At 73.1% G+C, this 16,223-nt stretch carries 15 protein-coding genes; 12 read left to right on the top strand and 3 right to left on the bottom strand.

The window, feature by feature from the left end; all coding sequences use genetic code 11:
- Position 1: 1 nt before the first annotated feature.
- On the bottom strand, positions 2-733 hold the full coding sequence (locus tag AC0QR5_RS16610; RefSeq protein ID WP_329863256.1) for a M50 family metallopeptidase: 732 nt from the start codon (positions 731-733) through the stop codon (positions 2-4).
- 133 nt (positions 734-866) lie between these two features.
- Between AC0QR5_RS16610 and AC0QR5_RS16605 the strand changes: the two genes are divergently transcribed.
- The 4 genes from AC0QR5_RS16605 (at position 867) to AC0QR5_RS16590 (ending at position 3,663) form a co-directional block, all read left to right on the top strand.
- Positions 867-1,304, top strand: a complete 438-nt coding sequence (locus tag AC0QR5_RS16605; protein ID WP_329863254.1) for a hypothetical protein — start codon at positions 867-869, stop codon at positions 1,302-1,304.
- A gap of 54 nt (positions 1,305-1,358) precedes the next feature.
- Positions 1,359-2,108 (top strand): DUF305 domain-containing protein, encoded by a 750-nt coding sequence (locus tag AC0QR5_RS16600; protein ID WP_329863253.1) that lies wholly within the window; start codon positions 1,359-1,361, stop codon positions 2,106-2,108.
- 27 nt (positions 2,109-2,135) lie between these two features.
- Positions 2,136-2,780: a DUF3105 domain-containing protein gene (locus tag AC0QR5_RS16595; protein ID WP_329863251.1), complete on the top strand. Its 645-nt coding sequence runs from the start codon at positions 2,136-2,138 to the stop codon at positions 2,778-2,780.
- A 109-nt stretch (positions 2,781-2,889) separates the two neighbouring features.
- Entirely contained in the window at positions 2,890-3,663 is a 774-nt protein-coding gene (locus AC0QR5_RS16590) for an SGNH/GDSL hydrolase family protein (protein WP_329863249.1), read from the top strand.
- A gap of 31 nt (positions 3,664-3,694) precedes the next feature.
- Here the strand turns inward: AC0QR5_RS16590 and AC0QR5_RS16585 are convergent, their stop codons facing one another.
- Positions 3,695-4,252 (bottom strand): dihydrofolate reductase family protein, encoded by a 558-nt coding sequence (locus AC0QR5_RS16585; protein ID WP_329863247.1) that lies wholly within the window; start codon positions 4,250-4,252, stop codon positions 3,695-3,697.
- A 20-nt stretch (positions 4,253-4,272) separates the two neighbouring features.
- Positions 4,273-5,679, bottom strand: coding sequence for a sugar porter family MFS transporter (locus AC0QR5_RS16580; RefSeq protein WP_329863245.1), 1,407 nt, complete (start codon positions 5,677-5,679; stop codon positions 4,273-4,275).
- Between the two features lie 69 nt (positions 5,680-5,748).
- On the opposite strand from AC0QR5_RS16580, the gene AC0QR5_RS16575 reads away from it, so the two are divergent.
- The 8 genes from AC0QR5_RS16575 to AC0QR5_RS16540 all read left to right on the top strand — a co-directional run bounded on the left by AC0QR5_RS16575 (position 5,749) and on the right by AC0QR5_RS16540 (position 16,221).
- On the top strand, positions 5,749-6,048 hold the full coding sequence (locus tag AC0QR5_RS16575) for a hypothetical protein (protein ID WP_329863243.1): 300 nt from the start codon (positions 5,749-5,751) through the stop codon (positions 6,046-6,048).
- Between the two features lie 244 nt (positions 6,049-6,292).
- Positions 6,293-8,098 (top strand): glutaminase A, encoded by a 1,806-nt coding sequence (gene glsA / locus AC0QR5_RS16570; protein WP_329863241.1) that lies wholly within the window; start codon positions 6,293-6,295, stop codon positions 8,096-8,098.
- Between the two features lie 194 nt (positions 8,099-8,292).
- A complete protein-coding gene (locus AC0QR5_RS16565) occupies positions 8,293-11,859 on the top strand; it encodes a TM0106 family RecB-like putative nuclease (protein ID WP_329863239.1) in 3,567 nt (1,188 codons plus the stop codon).
- A complete protein-coding gene (locus AC0QR5_RS16560; protein WP_329863237.1) occupies positions 11,856-12,767 on the top strand; it encodes a dihydrodipicolinate synthase family protein in 912 nt (303 codons plus the stop codon). Before AC0QR5_RS16565 ends, AC0QR5_RS16560 begins: the two co-directional genes overlap by 4 nt.
- A gap of 67 nt (positions 12,768-12,834) precedes the next feature.
- The gene (locus tag AC0QR5_RS16555; RefSeq protein ID WP_329863235.1) at positions 12,835-13,860 is read left to right on the top strand and encodes an aldo/keto reductase; all 1,026 of its coding nucleotides are present in this window, start codon (positions 12,835-12,837) and stop codon (positions 13,858-13,860) included.
- Between the two features lie 218 nt (positions 13,861-14,078).
- Positions 14,079-14,645, top strand: a complete 567-nt coding sequence (locus AC0QR5_RS16550) for an RNA polymerase sigma factor (RefSeq protein ID WP_329863233.1) — start codon at positions 14,079-14,081, stop codon at positions 14,643-14,645.
- The gene (locus AC0QR5_RS16545; RefSeq protein WP_329863231.1) at positions 14,642-15,298 is read left to right on the top strand and encodes a methylated-DNA--[protein]-cysteine S-methyltransferase; all 657 of its coding nucleotides are present in this window, start codon (positions 14,642-14,644) and stop codon (positions 15,296-15,298) included. The genes AC0QR5_RS16550 and AC0QR5_RS16545 overlap by 4 nt, the downstream gene beginning before the upstream one ends.
- On the top strand, positions 15,295-16,221 hold the full coding sequence (locus tag AC0QR5_RS16540; protein ID WP_329863229.1) for a DNA-3-methyladenine glycosylase 2: 927 nt from the start codon (positions 15,295-15,297) through the stop codon (positions 16,219-16,221). The genes AC0QR5_RS16545 and AC0QR5_RS16540 overlap by 4 nt, the downstream gene beginning before the upstream one ends.
- Positions 16,222-16,223 lie beyond the last annotated feature (2 nt).

Here is a 16,223-nt window from a genome sequence, read left to right as displayed (position 1 = left end):
CTCAGCCGACGACGCGGCCCAGGACCGTCAGCGCCCAGAAGGAGCACGCCCCGATGACCACGGCGAATCCGGCCAGCCACGCGAGAGAGGGAACGCCGCTCATGCGGGACAAGAGGTACGCGTCCGAGCTGCGGCGGTCGCCGCGGCGCCGGTGCACGGAAGCCACCTTGAACCAGTCCCGCACCGCCCCGACCAGGAGCGAAATGCCGAGAACCAACACGACGACGCCCACGGCCTGCCGCGGCAGGAACACCACGAGCCCCTGGGCCACCGCCGCGCAGACCACGGCGAGCAGCATCCCGAAGCCGTTCCGGATGAACAGGATCGAGACGAGCAGCGCCACGGCCCCGATCGACAACGCGGCACCTCCCCATCCGGACGCGGCAGACCACACCATCAGGGCGCCGGCGACGGCCGGCGCGGGGTAGCCCCAGAATCCGGCCCAGACCGCCGACGCCGTGCCCCGGCCCTGGCTGACCATCTCGCCCGAGTGGTCCAGACGCAGGCGGATGCCCCGCACGACGCGCCCGGTCAGCAGCGCCGCGAGCGCGTGCCCCAGCTCGTGGACGAACGTGACGTAGAGCCCGAACCACCGCCACGTCGCCCGCGGAACCGAGAGCGCCACCGCGGCGGCGATCACCAGCACAACGACCATGGCCTCCAGATGCAGGGGCGCGCCGTGGGCGAATCCGTCACGCAGGGCCCGCCACCACTGTTCCAGCGCCCCGCTCATCGGATTCCCCCGCCCTCGACCTCTCTCATGGGAGAAGAATCTACGCGGTACGCCTGTGACGGCTCACAGGGGCTTCCCAGCTTCCGGCGGCTATTCTTGTACGGTCAACCATCGCCCTCGACGCAGGAGCATCATGCCCAGGAACCGACGCCCGCGCCTCGCCGCGCTGGTCGCCGCGGTCCTCGCGCTGCCACTCCTGTTGGCCGCCCTCCTCGCCGGCCCCGTCGGAGCCACGGCGGACCCCGCAGGCCCGGCACGTTCGGCGGGCTCGGTAGCCGACGCCGTCTCCGTCGCCTACGGGTCGACCCGCCATGCCCCCGACGGGCACGCAGGCTCGGCCCCGGCGTCGTCCTCCGTGGACGACGGCGCGACCGACTGCCCGCTGCACGCCCCGGCTCCCGCCTGCCACGGGCAGACCGACGTCCAGCCCGTCCCGGCCGGCACCGCGCCGCGTCCCGACACGGACCGCGCCTGGGGCGCCCCGGGATTCGCGGCCGACCTCTCCGGACGTCCCGACGCCGCGGGCGCCACCTCCCCGGACCTCAACGCCCTCTCGGTCAGCCGCACGTAGGCCCGGCGGCCCTGCGCCGCCGCCCGCCCCTCCGTGCCGCTCCCGAGGAGAACCATGCCAGAAACCCCGCACGACCCTGCCCGCGTCCCGGACGCCCCGTCCGGACCCGTGCTGAACCGCCCGCTCGTCGCCGCGCTCGCCGCCCTCGTGGTGGCCGTCGGCATCGGCGGCTGGCTGCTCGGCACGCTCGTTCCCGCCTCCACGTCGCCGGACGAGCTCTCCGCCGACGCCGGATTCGCGCGAGACATGCAGACCCACCACAACCAGGCCGTCCAGCTCTCCCTGATCGTCCGCGACACCGGCCTTAGCGAGGGCGTCCGCTCGATCGCCTACGACATCGCCACGACGCAGGCGCAGCAGTCCGGACAGATGTACGCCTGGCTCGAGCTGTGGGGGCTGCCGCAGACCGGCGACCGGCCGGCCATGGCCTGGATGGAGGACCTCGTCGTGGAGGGCGGAAGCTCCCACGCGGCGCACGGGACCTCGACCGAGGGGACATCGACGGAGGGGACGTCGACGCACGGACCCGTCTCCGGAGCCCAGGCCGCCGCCGCGCATACCAACGCCTCGATGGGCATGGCCAGCGCGGAGGACATCACCCGCCTCGAGGAGTCCACGGGTTCCGACGCCGACCGGCTCTACCTGGAGCTCATGATCCGCCACCACCAGGGCGGGGTCGCGATGGCCCAGGCGGCCCTGGATCGGGCCTCGGACGCCCACGTGCTGGACCTGGCGGCCAAGATGATCACCGCCCAGGAGTCGGAGATCCACGCCATGAACAACCTGCTCGCCGACCTCGGCTGAGCCTCCCACACCGTGAAGGAAGACACCATGAACCGCAAGAACGCCACCTCGGACCGGGAACCCCGGTCCAAGCGCGAGCAGGCCCTCGCCCTCGTCGCCGCCCAGGAGCGCCGCGCCAAGCGCGGGCGCTGGATCACGGCCGGAGTCGCCGTCGCCGCCGTCGCGGCGATCGCCGTCCCCGTCGGCATCGTCGTCACGGGCCAGGCCCAGGCCCGCAACGAGGCCGTCGCCCGCGCCGCGCAGCCCATTGACGGGGCGCAGGAATACGAGATCGTCAGCGCCAACCACGTCCAGGACGCCGTCGAGTACGAGACCGTGCCAGGGGTCGGCGGGGACCACTTCCCCGTCTGGCAGAACTGCGGGATCTACACCGATCCGGTCCAGGAGACGGCGGCCGTGCACTCGCTCGAGCACGGCGCCGTCTGGATCAGTTACAACGACGACGCCGCCGAAGCCGACATCGCCGCGCTGACGGACACCGTCGGCGAGCGCAGTTACCTGCTGCTCAGTCCCGTGCCCGCGCAGGAGGAGCCCATCAAGCTCAGCGCCTGGGGCGTGCAGCTCGTGGCCGACTCCGCGCAGGATCCGCGGATCGCCGACTTCATCCAGAAGTACCGCCAGGGACCGCAGACGCCCGAACCCGGGGCCGCCTGCACGGGCGGCATCGGCTAGGAGGCGCAGGGAATCGTCACCGGATCGCAACCGCCCCCGAGGCGGGGGCGGGGCGGGGTGGACCTACGCTTGAGCTGATCCGTCCGCCGCCCGCCCGAAAGCCCCTCCCGTGCCACCCGTTCCGGCCCCCGCCGCCCCGCCCGCCCCTCGCCCGAACCGCGCCCTGCGGCGCGGGCGTGCGGCCGCCGTCGTCCTCTCCGTCCTGCTCGCCGCGGCCCTGCTGGCCGTGCTGCAGTCCCCTGCCGTCCGCGGTCCGGCTTCCGGGGCGCCCGTCCCGGCGGTCGCGGGGACCGGATCGGAGGCCGTCGCCGGCGCCGACGTCCTGCGCTTCGCCGTCGCCGGGGACTCGATCACGGCGGACCACGCGTTCCCGGAGGACGTCCGACGGCGGGAGGTCGGCGAGCGCTCGTGGGTGCGCCACGCGCAGGCCCCCGGCGTGGAGTTCACGGGCGGCTGGGCCGTGGGAGGGGCGACGAGCGCCGACATGGCCGCGGGGCTCGGCGCCGTGGACGCGGACGTGCTCGTGGTGCTCGCCGGCACCAACGACATCTACCGCGGAACGGCTCCCGAGCGGATCGGGGCGAACCTGATCCGCCTCGTCGAGGCAGCCGGCGCACCGCGCGTCGTCGTCTCGTCGATCCCTCCCCGGGACGGCTTCGGCGGACCGACCCTCGAGTACAACGCGTGGCTGGAGGCCTTCGCGGCGGAGCAGGGCTGGGAGTGGGTCGATGCCGCCGCCGGGCTGCGCGCCGCTGACGACCCGGGCCGCTTCGCACCGGGCATGGCGTACGACGGGATCCATCCGGACCACGCCGGTGCGCGCGTCATCGGAGCGGCGGTCCTGGCCCACCTCGCCGAGGTTCCCACGGCGGCCGGCGGCTGATCAGCCCGGGCCGGGCCCCGGCGTCGTACCGTCAGGCCGGCACGTAGGCGAGGTAGACGACCCCGTTGCCGAACGCGGCGTGCTCCACGAGCCGCAGCGGGAGCCGGACGCCCTCCGGGAGCCAGTGCCGGCCGCCGCCGACGACGAGGGGGCTCGCGTACTGCCGGTACTCGTCGACCAGACCCGCCCGGATCGCCTCGGCGGCTAGCTCCGCCCCGGAGATGCTCAGGTCGTGCTCCGCCGATTCCTTGAGCCGGGCGACGGCGTCGGGATCGAACTCGCGCTCGATCCGGGCGCGGGGGCTGGTGACGGAATCGAGGGTGCGCGAGAAGACGATCTTCTCGGCCGCGGCCCACGTCCCCGCGTAGTTCTGCACGAAGTCCGCGTCCTCGGCCACGAGCTCCGGGGCCTCCCACGCCGTCATCTCCCGGTACATCCGCCGGCCCAGCAGGAACGTGGCCACGGAGGCCTCACGCTCCATGAGGTGCGCGTAGACCTCCTCGTCCGGCATCGACCAGCCGTACTCGCCGTCCGCGTCGACGAAGTACCCCTCGAGCGAGGTGATCGCCGTGTAGATCAGCCGTCCCATGCTTCCTCCCGGTGTCGTGGCTACTGCATGGCCTCGAGCTCCTTGCCCTTGGTCTCCTTCACAAAACGCCACACGAAGAAGAAGGACAAGAGGGCGAAGAACGCGTAGAGGCCGTAGGCCAGGACCAGGCCGATCTCGGCGAGCGCCGGGAAGGTGGTGGTGACCAGGAAGTTGGCGCCCCACTGGGCCGCCGCGGCGACCGAGAGGGCCACGGCGCGCATCTTGTTGGAGAACATCTCCCCCAGCAGGACCCACACGACCGGACCCCAGGAGGCGCCGAAGGAGACGACGAACAGGTTGGCGGCGATGAGCGCCACGGTGCCCCACGGCTGCGGCAGGCTCACGTCTTCCCCCGTTCCCGTGGCCTGGCTGAAGCAGAGCGCCATGAGGCCGAGGGCGAGCGTCATGCCCGTGGAACCGGCGAGGAGGAGCGGCTTGCGGCCGATCTTGTCCACGAGCGCGATCGCGACGATGGTGACGGCGATGTTGGTGATCGAGGTGATGACCGTGACCGTGAAGGAATCGGCCTCCGTGAAGCCGACCGAGCGCCACAGGCTCGTGGAGTAGTAGAAGATCACGTTGATGCCGACGAACTGCTGGAACACGGAGAGCAGGATGCCGACCCAGACGATCGGCAGGAGCCAGTAGCGCCCGCCCGTGAGGGTGTGCAGGCCCTGGCGGGTCTCGAGGTTGATGGTCTCCTTGATCGCCGCGATCTTGTCCTCCACGGCCGCCTTCGTGGGCAGGCCGACGACGTCCGTGAGGACCTTGCCGGCCTTGGCGAACTCGTTCTTGGCCACGAGGTAGCGCGGCGATTCGGGCAGGCTCCAGGCCAGGACGCCGTAGACGACTGCCGGTATGACCTCGGCGAGGAACATCCAGCGCCAGGCCTCCAGCCCCAGCCACGTGACCTCGGACGCGCCGCCGGCGACGGCGGCGATGAGCGCGTCGGAGAGCAGGGCGGTGAAGATGCCGAGCACGATCGCGAGCTGCTGGAGCGAGCCGAGCCGGCCGCGGCTGTGGGCCGGGGAGACCTCGGCGATGTAGGCGGGGGCGAGGACGGAGGCCATGCCGACGCCGATGCCGCCGATGAGCCGCCAGGCGATGAGGTCCACGACGCCGAAGGCCAGCCCGGAGCCCACGGAGGAGACCGCGAAGAGGACGGCCGCCACGATCATGGCGCGCACGCGCCCCTGCCGGTCGGCGAACGGCCCCGCGCCCCACGCGCCGATCATCGCGCCGAGCAGGGCGCAGGAGACCGTGAAGCCGAGCAGGACGCTCCCGAGGCCGAACTGGCCCTGCACCGCGTCGACCGCGCCGTTGATGACGGCGGAGTCGAAGCCGAAGAGGAAGCCTCCGAGGGCCGCGACGACGGCGACCATGATGACTTTGCGGGGGGTTCTGGGGACTGCGGCGGCCTCGGTCATGCCCGCCATGCTACGCCCGCGGGCACTAGGCTGTTAACAGATCCCGCCCGCTTTTCGACAAGGAGACCCATGTCACGCCTGCTCTCGTCACTGCTTGCCTCCGCCGGCCTCGTCGGCGGCTACAAGACCGCCCGGGACACGGGCGACCGCCAGCTCGGCGGGGCCGTGCTCGCCGCGGCCGGGACGGCGGCCTTCCTCGTCTGGAAGCGCGACGCCGGGGCCGGCCGGGCCACGGCGCTGACCGCGGCGTACGTCGCGGCGTTCGGCCTCTCCCACCCGCTCGCGAAGAAGATCGGCGCCTGGCCCGCCGTCTACACGGTGGCGGGAGCGACGGCGGCCGCGTCGCTCCTGTTCGGCCGCCGGAAGTAGCCGGAAGGGTACGACGCCGGGGCCCGGCTTCCGTCCGGACCCAAACTGTCGGTGCCGGGCGCTGTACTGGAATCGTTCAGCTTTCAGCGCGGAACCGCACACCACGCGGTGGCGCCGCCGGGGGACGGCGCCGTTGGGGGGCACCGTGGCCGCGGGTCCGCGCAGCTGGGCATCCCATCGGGGATCCGGTCGGCTGGGGGGCCGGCCGGATCCCCTCTCCACGGTCCGCGCATAGGGTGGACACATGCGTTCACCGATCGAGAGCTACCTGAGGGAACTGCATCGCGAGCTGTCCGGGCTGAAGGACGGCGTGCCGTTCCAGGGCATCCCCGCGATGGCCGAGGCCGACCCCGACGATTTCGCGATCTGCCTGGCCACCGTCGACGGCCACGTCTACGAGGTCGGCGACTCGCGCACCGAGTTCACGATCCAGTCGATCTCCAAGCCCTTCACCTACGGGCTGGCACTCGAGGACCTCGGCGCGGAGGCCGTGGACCGGAAGGTCGACGTCGAGCCCTCCGGCGACGCGTTCAACGAGATCTCGCTCTCCCGCGAGACCGGACGCCCCGCGAACCCCATGATCAACGCGGGCGCGATCGCCGCGACGTCACTCATCAAGGGCTCCGGCGGCCGCGACGGCTTCGGCCGGATCCTCGCCGCATACTCCGACTTCGCGGGGCGGCCGCTCTCCGTGAGCGAGCGCGTCTACTCCTCCGAGTCCAAGACCGGGTTCCGCAACCGCGCCCTCGCGAACCTGCTGCGCGGCTTCGGGATCATCGAGGACGATCCGGACGTCCCCGTCGAGAACTACTTCCGCCAGTGCTCGGTCCTCGTCGACGCGCGCGACCTCGCGCTCATGGCCGCGACCCTGGCCAACGGCGGCCGCCAGCCGGTGACGGGCAAGCGCGTGCTCGGGCTCGACGCCGTGCAGCGGATGCTCTCGGTGATGCTCACGTGCGGGATGTACGACGACGCCGGGGCCTGGACGAGCGCCGTCGGCCTCCCCGCGAAGTCCGGGGTCGGGGGCGGACTCATCGCGGTGCTGCCGGGGCAGCTCGGCATCTCCGTCTACTCCCCGCCGCTCGACGACCACGGCTCCTCGGTCCGCGGGATCGCCGCGTCGCAGCGGATCGCCGCCGAGATGGGCCTGCACTTCGTCCAGGCCGCCCGGATCGGCCGTTCCGCCATCCGGGAGCAGTACCCCGTCACGGACGCCCCGTCGGGAGTGCGCCGCAGCCAGGAGGCGGCCGACGTGCTCTCCGCGCACGGCCACCGGGCCCAGCTCGTGGAACTGCACGGGGACCTGCTCTTCGCGGGCGCCGAGTCGGTCTCCCGCCACGTCAGCTCGCTGCCGGAGGACGTGGAGATCCTGCTCCTCGACGTGCGCAAGGTCGACGAGGTCAACGACGTCTCGCTGCGGCTCATGCAGGACCTGCGGGCGGGCTTCGAACAGGATGGCCACCGGCTGGCGGTGATCGACCACGAGGGGCGGATCTCGGAGGCCCTCTGCACGGGGGTCACGCCGCTGTTCGCCCGCCGGACGGACGCCGTCGAATGGGCCGAGGAGCTGCTGATCGAGCGCCACGGCGCCCCGGGGCTCGTCAAGGACGCCGTGGCCGTGCCCGACTTCCCGGCCCTGGCCCCGCTCTCGGCGGAGCAGGTCGAGGCGCTCGATGCGGCCATGGAGGACAAGCGCTACGACGACGGCGAGGTGATCCGGCGCTCCGGGCAGAAGTTCGGCGGCATCTACTTCATCACCTCCGGCAAGGTCGCCACGAGCACCATCCACCACGGGCAGCGCTTCAAGCACGCCACGCTCGGCCCGGGCATGACCTTCGGGGAGATCGCGCTCGGCGTCGCCGGCGGCGCCCCCGTGCGGGTCCGCGCCCAGGGGCCCGTCACGCTCCGGGTGCTCTCCGCCGAGGCCATCGCGCGCTTCGAGCGAGATGATCCCATCCTGGCGCTCTCGTTCTGGAAGGCGGTCGCCTCGGATGCCTACACGCGCGTCGAGCAGAACCTGCAGGAGGCCGCGGTGCGCGTCCGCGACTGACCCCCCACCTCGGCCCCCTCCCTGCGCATCACGATCCCCTCACGGGTCGTTTCAACTCGCTCAGAACAAGGCGGGAGTGGATCGTGATGCGGGGGCGGCGGGCCGGGGTGTCGGGGCGGCTGGCCGAAGTGTCGGGGGCGGCTGTTAGATTCACGATGGCGGCGGAAGGGATCCGCCGGGCGAGGGGGGACAACGTGTTTCTGTTGGACGATCCGGGGCGGCCGGAGCAGTCGGTCATCCTGTCGGCGAGCGACCTGGCGATCGCGAGCGAGTGCGAGTTCGCGGCGCTGTACCGCCTCGACGTCCTCCTCAAGCGCCGCTCCAAGCCGGACTTCCCCGAGGACGAGATGCTCAAGCGCGCCGCGGCCCTCGGCGACGCCCACGAGCAGAAGGTCCTGGCCGGCTTCAGGGAGCAGTACGGGACGTGGGACGCCGACCGCGGCACGGGCGTCAGGGAGATCGAACGCCCCGAGGGGGGCCCGTCAGCCGCCATGCATGCCACCCTGACCGCCGCCCGCGAGGAGACCCTCGGCGTCTTGCGGACCGGGGCCGACGTCGTGTTCCAGGCCGTCTTCTTCGACGGAGCGTTCCTCGGCTATGCCGACTTCATCGTCCGCCAGCCCGACGGCCGCTACGCCGTCTGGGATTCCAAGCTCGCCCGCCACGCCAAGACCACGGCCCTGCTGCAGCTCGCCGCGTACGGGGACCAGCTGCTGGCCGAAGGCCTGGAACCGGCCGACGAGGCCGTCCTCGTGCTCGGGGACCTGAGCCGCAGCGTCCACCCGATGCCGGACCTGCTGCCCGTCTTCCGCGAGCGCCGCGACCGCCTCGTCGCCCTCGTCGAAGCGCACCGCGCCAGCGGGAACGTCGTCGACTGGGAGCAGCCGGGGCTGGCGGCGTGCGGCCGCTGCGACTACTGCGCCGAGGAGGTCCAGGCGCGGCGCGACCTGCTCCTCGTGGCGGGGATGAGCCTGGCCCAGCGCAAGAAGCTGCGCGCCGCAGGCGTCTGTACCATCGAGCAGCTCGCCGCGATGCCCGCGGAGCAGGCGAAGGGCCCGCAGGTCCGCCTGCGGGAGCAGGCCCGCCTGCAGACGGGCCTCGAGACGGGCGACGGCGCGGCCCCGGACGGCAGCGGCCTGAACTACAAGGTCCTTCCGAAGCACACGATCGGCCGACTGCCGGAGCCGAGCCCCGGCGACGTCTTCTTCGACTTCGAGGGCGACCCGCTCTGGCAGGCGGAAGAGGACGGCTCGTGGGGCATCGAGTACCTCTTCGGGCTCGTTGTGCACGATTCCGGGGCCGAGGAGTTCATCCCGTTCTGGGCCCACGACCGGGCCGGGGAGAAGAAGGCGTTCCTGGACTTCGTGGCCTTCATCGAGGCCCGCCGCCGGACGTGGCCTGAGATGCACGTCTACCACTACGCCGCCTACGAGAAATCGGCCCTGCGCAACCTCTCCGTACGCCACACGGCCGCCGAGGACGCGATCGACGGCTGGTTGAAGGAGGGCCTGCTCGTGGACCTGCTGGACACCGTCCGGCACTCCCTGCGCATCTCGGCCGACTCCTATTCGATCAAGAAGCTCGAGCCGTTCTACATGACCGACGGGCCACGCTCGGGCGACGTGACCAACGCGGGCGCCTCCGTCATCGCCTACGCCGAGTACTGCGCCGCGCGCGACGCCGGAGACGCCGTCAAGGCGCAGGAAGTGATCGACTCGATCGCCGCCTACAACAAGGACGACTGCGTCTCGACGCTTCGCCTGAGGGACTGGCTCCGCGGGCTCGGAACGGAACACCCGGCACGCGGGAACGGCTCCGACGTCGTACCCTCCCCTGGCCAGGATGCCCCGGCTCCGCGGGAGCAGACGGAGGAGGAACCGGACCCGGCGGAACTGCGGCTCCGCACCTACCTGGACGGGCTGCCCGCGGACCGTCCGCCGACACCGGACGAGCGCGCGGCCGCCATGGTGGCCGCGGCGACGGGCTACCATCGGCGCGAGCGCAAGCAGTACTGGTGGGGGCACTTCGACCGCCTGTCCGAGAACGTCGAGACGTGGGAGGAGACCCGGAACGTCGTTATGGTGCGCTCCGCGGACGTCGTGGAGGACTGGGCCAAGGCGACGCCCCGGGCCCGCACGCTGACCCGGACGCTGCGCCTGAGGGGCACGGCCGCGGAGGGATCCGACGTCGGCGACAACAGCCAGTGGTTCGCGCTGTACGACGCCCCCGTGCCGGAGCCGCTCGCGGGGTCCGAGATCCGCGGCGGGACGTTCAACGCGACCGTCATCGAGGCCGCGCCGGGCGCCGAGGAGGGGACGCTCGAGCTGCTCCTCGCCGAACGCACGAGGCAGGGAACGGAGCCGTACGGCGAAGTCCCGCTGGCCCTCACGCCCGGGAAGCCGATCGCGACCCGGTCGATCGAGGAATCGCTCACGGAGCTGGCCCGCCAGGTCGGCACCGCGCTGCCCTCGCTGCCGCGCCACGCCGGGCTGGACGTGCTGCGTCGTCGGCCGCCCCGGCTCGCGACGCTTGCCACGCTGCCGCCGGTCGGGACCTCTGACGACGGCGGACACGACTATGCTGGCGCGGTCACCGAGGCCGTGGCGGACCTCGACCACTCCTACCTCGCCGTGCAGGGGCCTCCGGGGACGGGCAAGAGCCACGTCGGCGCGCACGTCATCGCCCGGCTCGTGGCGCGCGGCTGGAAGATCGGGGTCGTTTCCCAGGGGCACGCCGCGGTCGAGGGGCTGCTCCGCTCGGTCATCGCGGCCGGCGTGGATCCCGCACTCGTCGCCAAGAAGCCGAAGCCGGGGGACGACGCGGCCAAGCCGTGGGCGCACACGGACCCGGCGGCACTGGAGGATCTCATCGTGGACGGCGGCGGCTGCGTCGTCGGCGGGACCGCGTGGACGATGACGGGGGCCTCGGTCGCGCCGGGCTCACTGGACCTGCTCGTGATCGACGAGGCCGGGCAGTACTCGCTCGCCAACACGCTCGCCGCGTCCCGTGCCGCCCGCAACCTCCTGCTGCTCGGCGACCCGCAGCAGCTGCCCCAGGTCACGCAGGGCAAGCACCCGCAACCCGTGGACGAGTCGGCGCTCGGCTGGCTCTCCGCCGGGCACGCGACGCTGCCGGAGGAGTTCGGCTACTTCCTCGCTGACTCGTGGCGGATGCACCCGGCGCTGTGCTCGAAGGTGTCCCGGCTGAGCTACGACGGCAAGCTCGAGTCCGCGCCGGCCGCGGCGGAGCGCTTCCTCGCCGGGGTGCCGGCCGGCGTCGAGACCGTCCTCGTGGAGCACACCGGAAACACGACCTCGTCGGCGGAGGAGGCCGCCGAGGTCCTCCGGCAGGTCCGGCGCCACCTCGGCCTGGCGTGGACGGAGTCCGCCGGCGCGGTGCCCCGGCCCCTGGCCGAGGGCGACGTCCTCGTCGTGGCCCCGTACAACGCCCAGGTCGCCCTGATCCGGGAAGCGCTCGACGCCGCGGGGCTGGGCGGCGTGCGCGTGGGGACGGTGGACAAGTTCCAGGGCCAGCAGGCGCCCGTGGTGATCGTGTCGATGGCCTGTTCGGCCGCGGCCGAGGCGCCACGTGGGCAGGAGTTCCTGTTCAACCGCAATCGCGTCAACGTCGCCGTCTCGCGCGGGCAGTGGCGCGCCGTCGTCGTCCGCTCCCCCGAACTGACCAACGCGCTGCCCGGGCGCCCGGACGCACTGGCCGAGCTGGGGGCGTTCATCGGCCTGTGCTCTACGATGTCGGGATGACGGCCTTCCGCGGACTCATCGCCTACCCGGTCACCCCCTTCGCCGAGGACGGGTCGGTGAACCACGCCGAGCTCGAGCGGCACGTGGACTCGCTCGCACGCTCCGGCGTGGACGGCATCACGCTGTTGGGCAGCTCCGGTAGCTTCGCCTACCTCGACCCGGCCGAGCGGCGCGCCGTGATCGCCCGGGGAACAGCCGCGGCACGGGGCGCCGACCCGGCCCTGCCCGTCTACGCGGGCGTCAGCGCCGTCTCCACGACGGAGCTCCTGCGCCACGCGGAGGACGCGGCCGCCGCCGGCGTGGACGGGCTGCTCGTCTCGACGGTCTCCTACGTGCCGCTGAACGACGACGAGGTCGCCAACCAGTGCCGACTCGTCGCCTCGGCCGTGGACCTGCCGATCTGCCTCTACTCCAACCCGGGGACGACGGCGTACGCGTTCCCCCTCGGCGTCTCCGCGGAGCTCTCCCGCGTCCCCGGGATCGCGGCCCTGAAGGAGTCCGCGGCGGACACCGCTGGATTCCGTGAACGCTACGATCGCCTGCGCGGGCTGCGCGCCGGGAGCCCCGAGGACTTCAGCCACGGGATGAGCGGCGACGCCCTCATCGCGGAGGCCGGGTTCGCAGCGGACGCCTGGCACAGCGGCCCCGCCTCGCTGCTGCCCCACCACTTCGCCGCCCTGCGCCGGGCGGTCGTCGCCGGCGACGCGGCCGGGACCGGCCGGCTCCACGCGGAGCTCTCGCCGTTGCTGCATGCCTTCACGGGACTGCGCAAGCTCAGCAACCTCTATGCGCTGGCCCGCGCGACGGGGGTCGACGCCGGCGAGCCCCGCCTGCCGCTCCTGCCGATCCCCGGGAGCAGCCAGCGCGAGCTCTCCCGCCTCATCGACACCCTTGCCGAACCCCTCTAGCGTGTTGCGCCCCGAAGCCCCCTCACACGAGGTGTAGGCGGACCGGGATTCGTGCTAGACAAGAGGCATGACACAGCGAGTCCTCGGTGATGCCACCGTGCGCCCGATCGGTTTGGGGTGCATGAACCTCAGCCACGGATATTCCAACTTCCCCTCCCCGCGGGACGGCGCCCACCTGCTCCGCGAGGCCCTCGACGCCGGGATCGACCACCTCGACACGGCGACGCTCTACGGCGGCGGCCGCAACGAGGAGCTCGTCGGCGCGGCCGTGGCCGACCGCTGCCGCGAGTTCTTCCTCGCCAGCAAGTGCGGCCTGGAACTCTCGGGCGGAAAGGCGCGCATCGACGGCCGCCCGCAGACCATCCGCCGGCAGGCCGAGGAGTCCCTGAGCAATCTGCGCACCGACTTCATCGACCTCTACTACCTGCACCGGCTCGACCCGGACGTGCCCATCGAGGACAGCGTCGGCGCGATGTCGGAGCTCGTCCAGGAGGGCATGATCGGCGCGATCGGCCTCTCGGAGGTCTCCGTCGCGACGCTGCGCCGCGCCCACGGGGTCCACCCGATCGCCGCCGTGCAGAACGAGTACTCGCTCTGGACGCGCAATCCCGAGCTCGGCATGCTCGACGCCTGCCGCGAGCTCGGCACGACCTTCGTGGCGTTCAGCCCGCTCGGCCGGGCCTTCCTGACGGGGACCCTCACGGACCCCGCCGCGCTGCCGCCCGGGGACATGCGCCACCACATGCCGCGCTTCTCCGCCGAGAACTACCCCCGCAACCTGGCGCTGCTCGACGGCGTGCGGGCCGTCGCGGACCGCATCGGAGCCTCGCTCGCGCAGATCGCCCTGGCCTGGGTCGTGGCACAGGGCGAACACGTCGTGGCGATCCCCGGCACCACGAGCCTGGAGCACCTCCGGGAGAACCTCGGCGCCGAGGAAGTCGTCCTGGACGCCGCCACGCTCGCGGAGCTGGACGCCCTCGTCAACCAGGACACAGTCCAAGGTCACCGCTACAACGCCGCCCAGCAGGCCACGATCGACTCGGAGGACTTCCCGACCGCGCAGGACCCGGCCGGTGCCGCCCGGGCCGGCTGACGTGGGCTCGCAGGGCCGGCTGACGTGGGCTCGCAGGGCCGGCTGACGTGGGCTCGCAGGGCCGGTTGACGTGGACGCGCGCTGGCCGGTTGACGTGGGCTCACCCTGGCCGGCTGACGTGGGCTCGCAGGGCCGGTTGACGTGAGGCCGGCCGGACCGGAGGCCGGCGCGAGGGACCCCGACCTCACGTTCCGCGGACTCCGCGCGTCTACCCGGTGATGGACACCCACCAGCGCTTTGACCACCTCGTGAAGGCCTACGGCCCGATGGTGCTGCGCGTCTGCCGCGCTGTCCTCGGCCCCCACGCCGATGCCGAGGACGCATGGCAGGAGACCTTCCTGTCCGCCCTCCGCGCCTACCCCGGCCTGCCGGCCGACGCCAACGTGGAGGCCTGGCTCGTCACAATCGCGCACCGCAAGGCCATCGACGCCGTCCGCGCGACGGCGCGGCGCCCCGTCCCGGCGGAGGTGCTCCCGGAGCGGCACTCCACGCTCGGGATCGCCACCGATCCGGACGAGGGTCTGTGGAGGGCGCTCGCGGGCCTGCCGCCCAAGCAGCGCGCCGCCGTCGCCTACCACCACGTCGCCGGGTTGCCGCACCGCGAGGTCGCGGACATCCTCGGTGGCACGCCGGAAGCCGCCCGCCGGGCATGTGCCGACGGCGTCGCCAAGCTGCGCGCGGCGCTCTCCTCCAACGCGGCCAACTCGGCCAACGGGTCCACCGTGGTCAGCGGGGCCAGCGCGTCCACCGAACCGACCGAGTCCCCGAAAGGAGCCGCACGATGAACACCGGATCCCGCTCCCACGACGCCGACCGGCAGCCCGATCTCCCCGGGGGGTTTCCATCCGGCCTGCTCCCCGGGCTCGGGGCCGGCCCCGCGGTCCTCGCCGCCCTGGGCGACCGGCTGGCAGCGCGTGCCGAGTCCGAAGGCCTCCTCGACGCCTCCTACCGCACCGTCGATTCCCCGTTCGGCCCGCTGCTGCTCGCGGCGACGGAGCGCGGCCTGGTCCGCGTCGCGTTCACCGCCGAGGGGCACGAGGCGGTGCTCGGGGACCTCGCGGCCCGGCTGGGTCCGCGGATCCTGGCTGGCGGCACGCGGCTCGACACGGCGGCCCGCCAGCTCGAGGAGTACTTCGCCGGCCGGCGGCGCGGCTTCGAGCTGCCGCTGGACCGCGCGCTCTCGAGCGGCTACCGGCGCGAGGTCCACGAATACCTGCCGCACATCGGCTACGGCAGCACGGCGAGCTACGCGGAGATCGCCCGGGCGACGGGCCGTCCGCGGGCCGTGCGGGCGGTCGGCACGGCGTGCGCCACCAACCCGCTGCCGCTCGTGGTCCCGTGCCACCGCGTCCTGCGCAGCGACGGCACCCTGGGCGGCTACCTCGGCGGCCCCGAGGCGAAGGCCGCGCTGCTGGAGCTCGAGCGGGCGGCCGCGTGAGCGCTGCCGCGCAGTCCGTCCGGCTCGAGCTCGAGCCGGGCCCGGGCGGGCTGGATCCGCTCCACGTGCTCGCGGTGCTGCGCGCCCACGCGGTGCCGGGCGTCGAGCTGGCCCCCGGGACGGACCCGGACGACGCCGGGGCCACCTTCCGCCGCCTCGTCCCCTGTTCCACGGCTCATGTCGAGGCGACGTTGCGCTTCACGCGGGAGCTGGTCCTCGTCGACGCCCGGGGGCCCGGCACCCCGACGGCTGGCGGGGATCCGGACTGGGCGGGCGAGCTGGCCTCCCGGATCCGCGCCTGGCTGGACCTCGACGCGGACCTGGGCCCCGTCGTCGGACACTTGCGGCGCGATCCCGCGCTGGCCCCGCTCGTCGCGGCCCGGCCCTCGCTGCGCCGCGTGGGGTTCCTCGATCCCGTCGAAGCGCTCGCGACGACGATCCTGGGCCAGCAGGTCTCGCTCGCCGCGTGCCGGACGTTCTCGGGCCGGCTCGTGCAGGCCTTCGGCCGCGACGGGCCCGGCGGGCTGCGGATCTTCCCGGACGCGGCCGAGCTGGCGGAGACGGACCCCGGGCACTTGCGCACCGCCGTCGGCATCACGGGGCAGCGGGCCCTGACCCTGCACGCGGCGATGGCGGCCCTCGCCGCGGCGATGCCGGTAGCGGGCCTGGATCCCCGCGGCGGCCCCGGGTTCCCGCTGGCCCGCGCGGAACTGCTCGGCCTGAGCGGGATCGGCCCGTGGACCGCGGACTACCTGGCCGTGCGGGCCGGCTTCGACCCCGACGCGTTCACGCCCGGGGACCTCGTCCTCCGCCGGGCCCTGGGACGCGTCGATGCGCGCGCGGCCGAGGAGCGCTCGCACGCCTGGAGCCCGTACCGCGCCTACGCGCTGTTCCACTGCTGGGCGGCTCAGCTGCCCGGATAGGC

The sequence above is a fragment of the Arthrobacter sp. J156 genome (genome assembly GCF_056172865.1).
This window is presented reverse-complemented; position numbering and strand designations above follow the sequence as displayed.

What these genes read in the sequence shown, in the direction of transcription:
- AC0QR5_RS16610 (WP_329863256.1), bottom strand. Translation starts at nt 733, where the DNA reads ATGAGCGGGGCGCTGGAACAGTGGTGGCGGGCCCTGCGTGACGGATTC.
- AC0QR5_RS16605 (WP_329863254.1), top strand. Translation starts at nt 867, where the DNA reads ATGCCCAGGAACCGACGCCCGCGCCTCGCCGCGCTGGTCGCCGCGGTC.
- AC0QR5_RS16600 (WP_329863253.1), top strand. Translation starts at nt 1,359, where the DNA reads ATGCCAGAAACCCCGCACGACCCTGCCCGCGTCCCGGACGCCCCGTCC.
- AC0QR5_RS16595 (WP_329863251.1), top strand. Translation starts at nt 2,136, where the DNA reads ATGAACCGCAAGAACGCCACCTCGGACCGGGAACCCCGGTCCAAGCGC.
- AC0QR5_RS16585 (WP_329863247.1), bottom strand. Translation starts at nt 4,252, where the DNA reads ATGGGACGGCTGATCTACACGGCGATCACCTCGCTCGAGGGGTACTTC.
- AC0QR5_RS16580 (WP_329863245.1), bottom strand. Translation starts at nt 5,679, where the DNA reads ATGACCGAGGCCGCCGCAGTCCCCAGAACCCCCCGCAAAGTCATCATG.
- AC0QR5_RS16575 (WP_329863243.1), top strand. Translation starts at nt 5,749, where the DNA reads ATGTCACGCCTGCTCTCGTCACTGCTTGCCTCCGCCGGCCTCGTCGGC.
- glsA (WP_329863241.1), top strand. Translation starts at nt 6,293, where the DNA reads ATGCGTTCACCGATCGAGAGCTACCTGAGGGAACTGCATCGCGAGCTG.
- AC0QR5_RS16560 (WP_329863237.1), top strand. Translation starts at nt 11,856, where the DNA reads ATGACGGCCTTCCGCGGACTCATCGCCTACCCGGTCACCCCCTTCGCC.
- AC0QR5_RS16555 (WP_329863235.1), top strand. Translation starts at nt 12,835, where the DNA reads ATGACACAGCGAGTCCTCGGTGATGCCACCGTGCGCCCGATCGGTTTG.
- AC0QR5_RS16550 (WP_329863233.1), top strand. Translation starts at nt 14,079, where the DNA reads ATGGACACCCACCAGCGCTTTGACCACCTCGTGAAGGCCTACGGCCCG.
- AC0QR5_RS16545 (WP_329863231.1), top strand. Translation starts at nt 14,642, where the DNA reads ATGAACACCGGATCCCGCTCCCACGACGCCGACCGGCAGCCCGATCTC.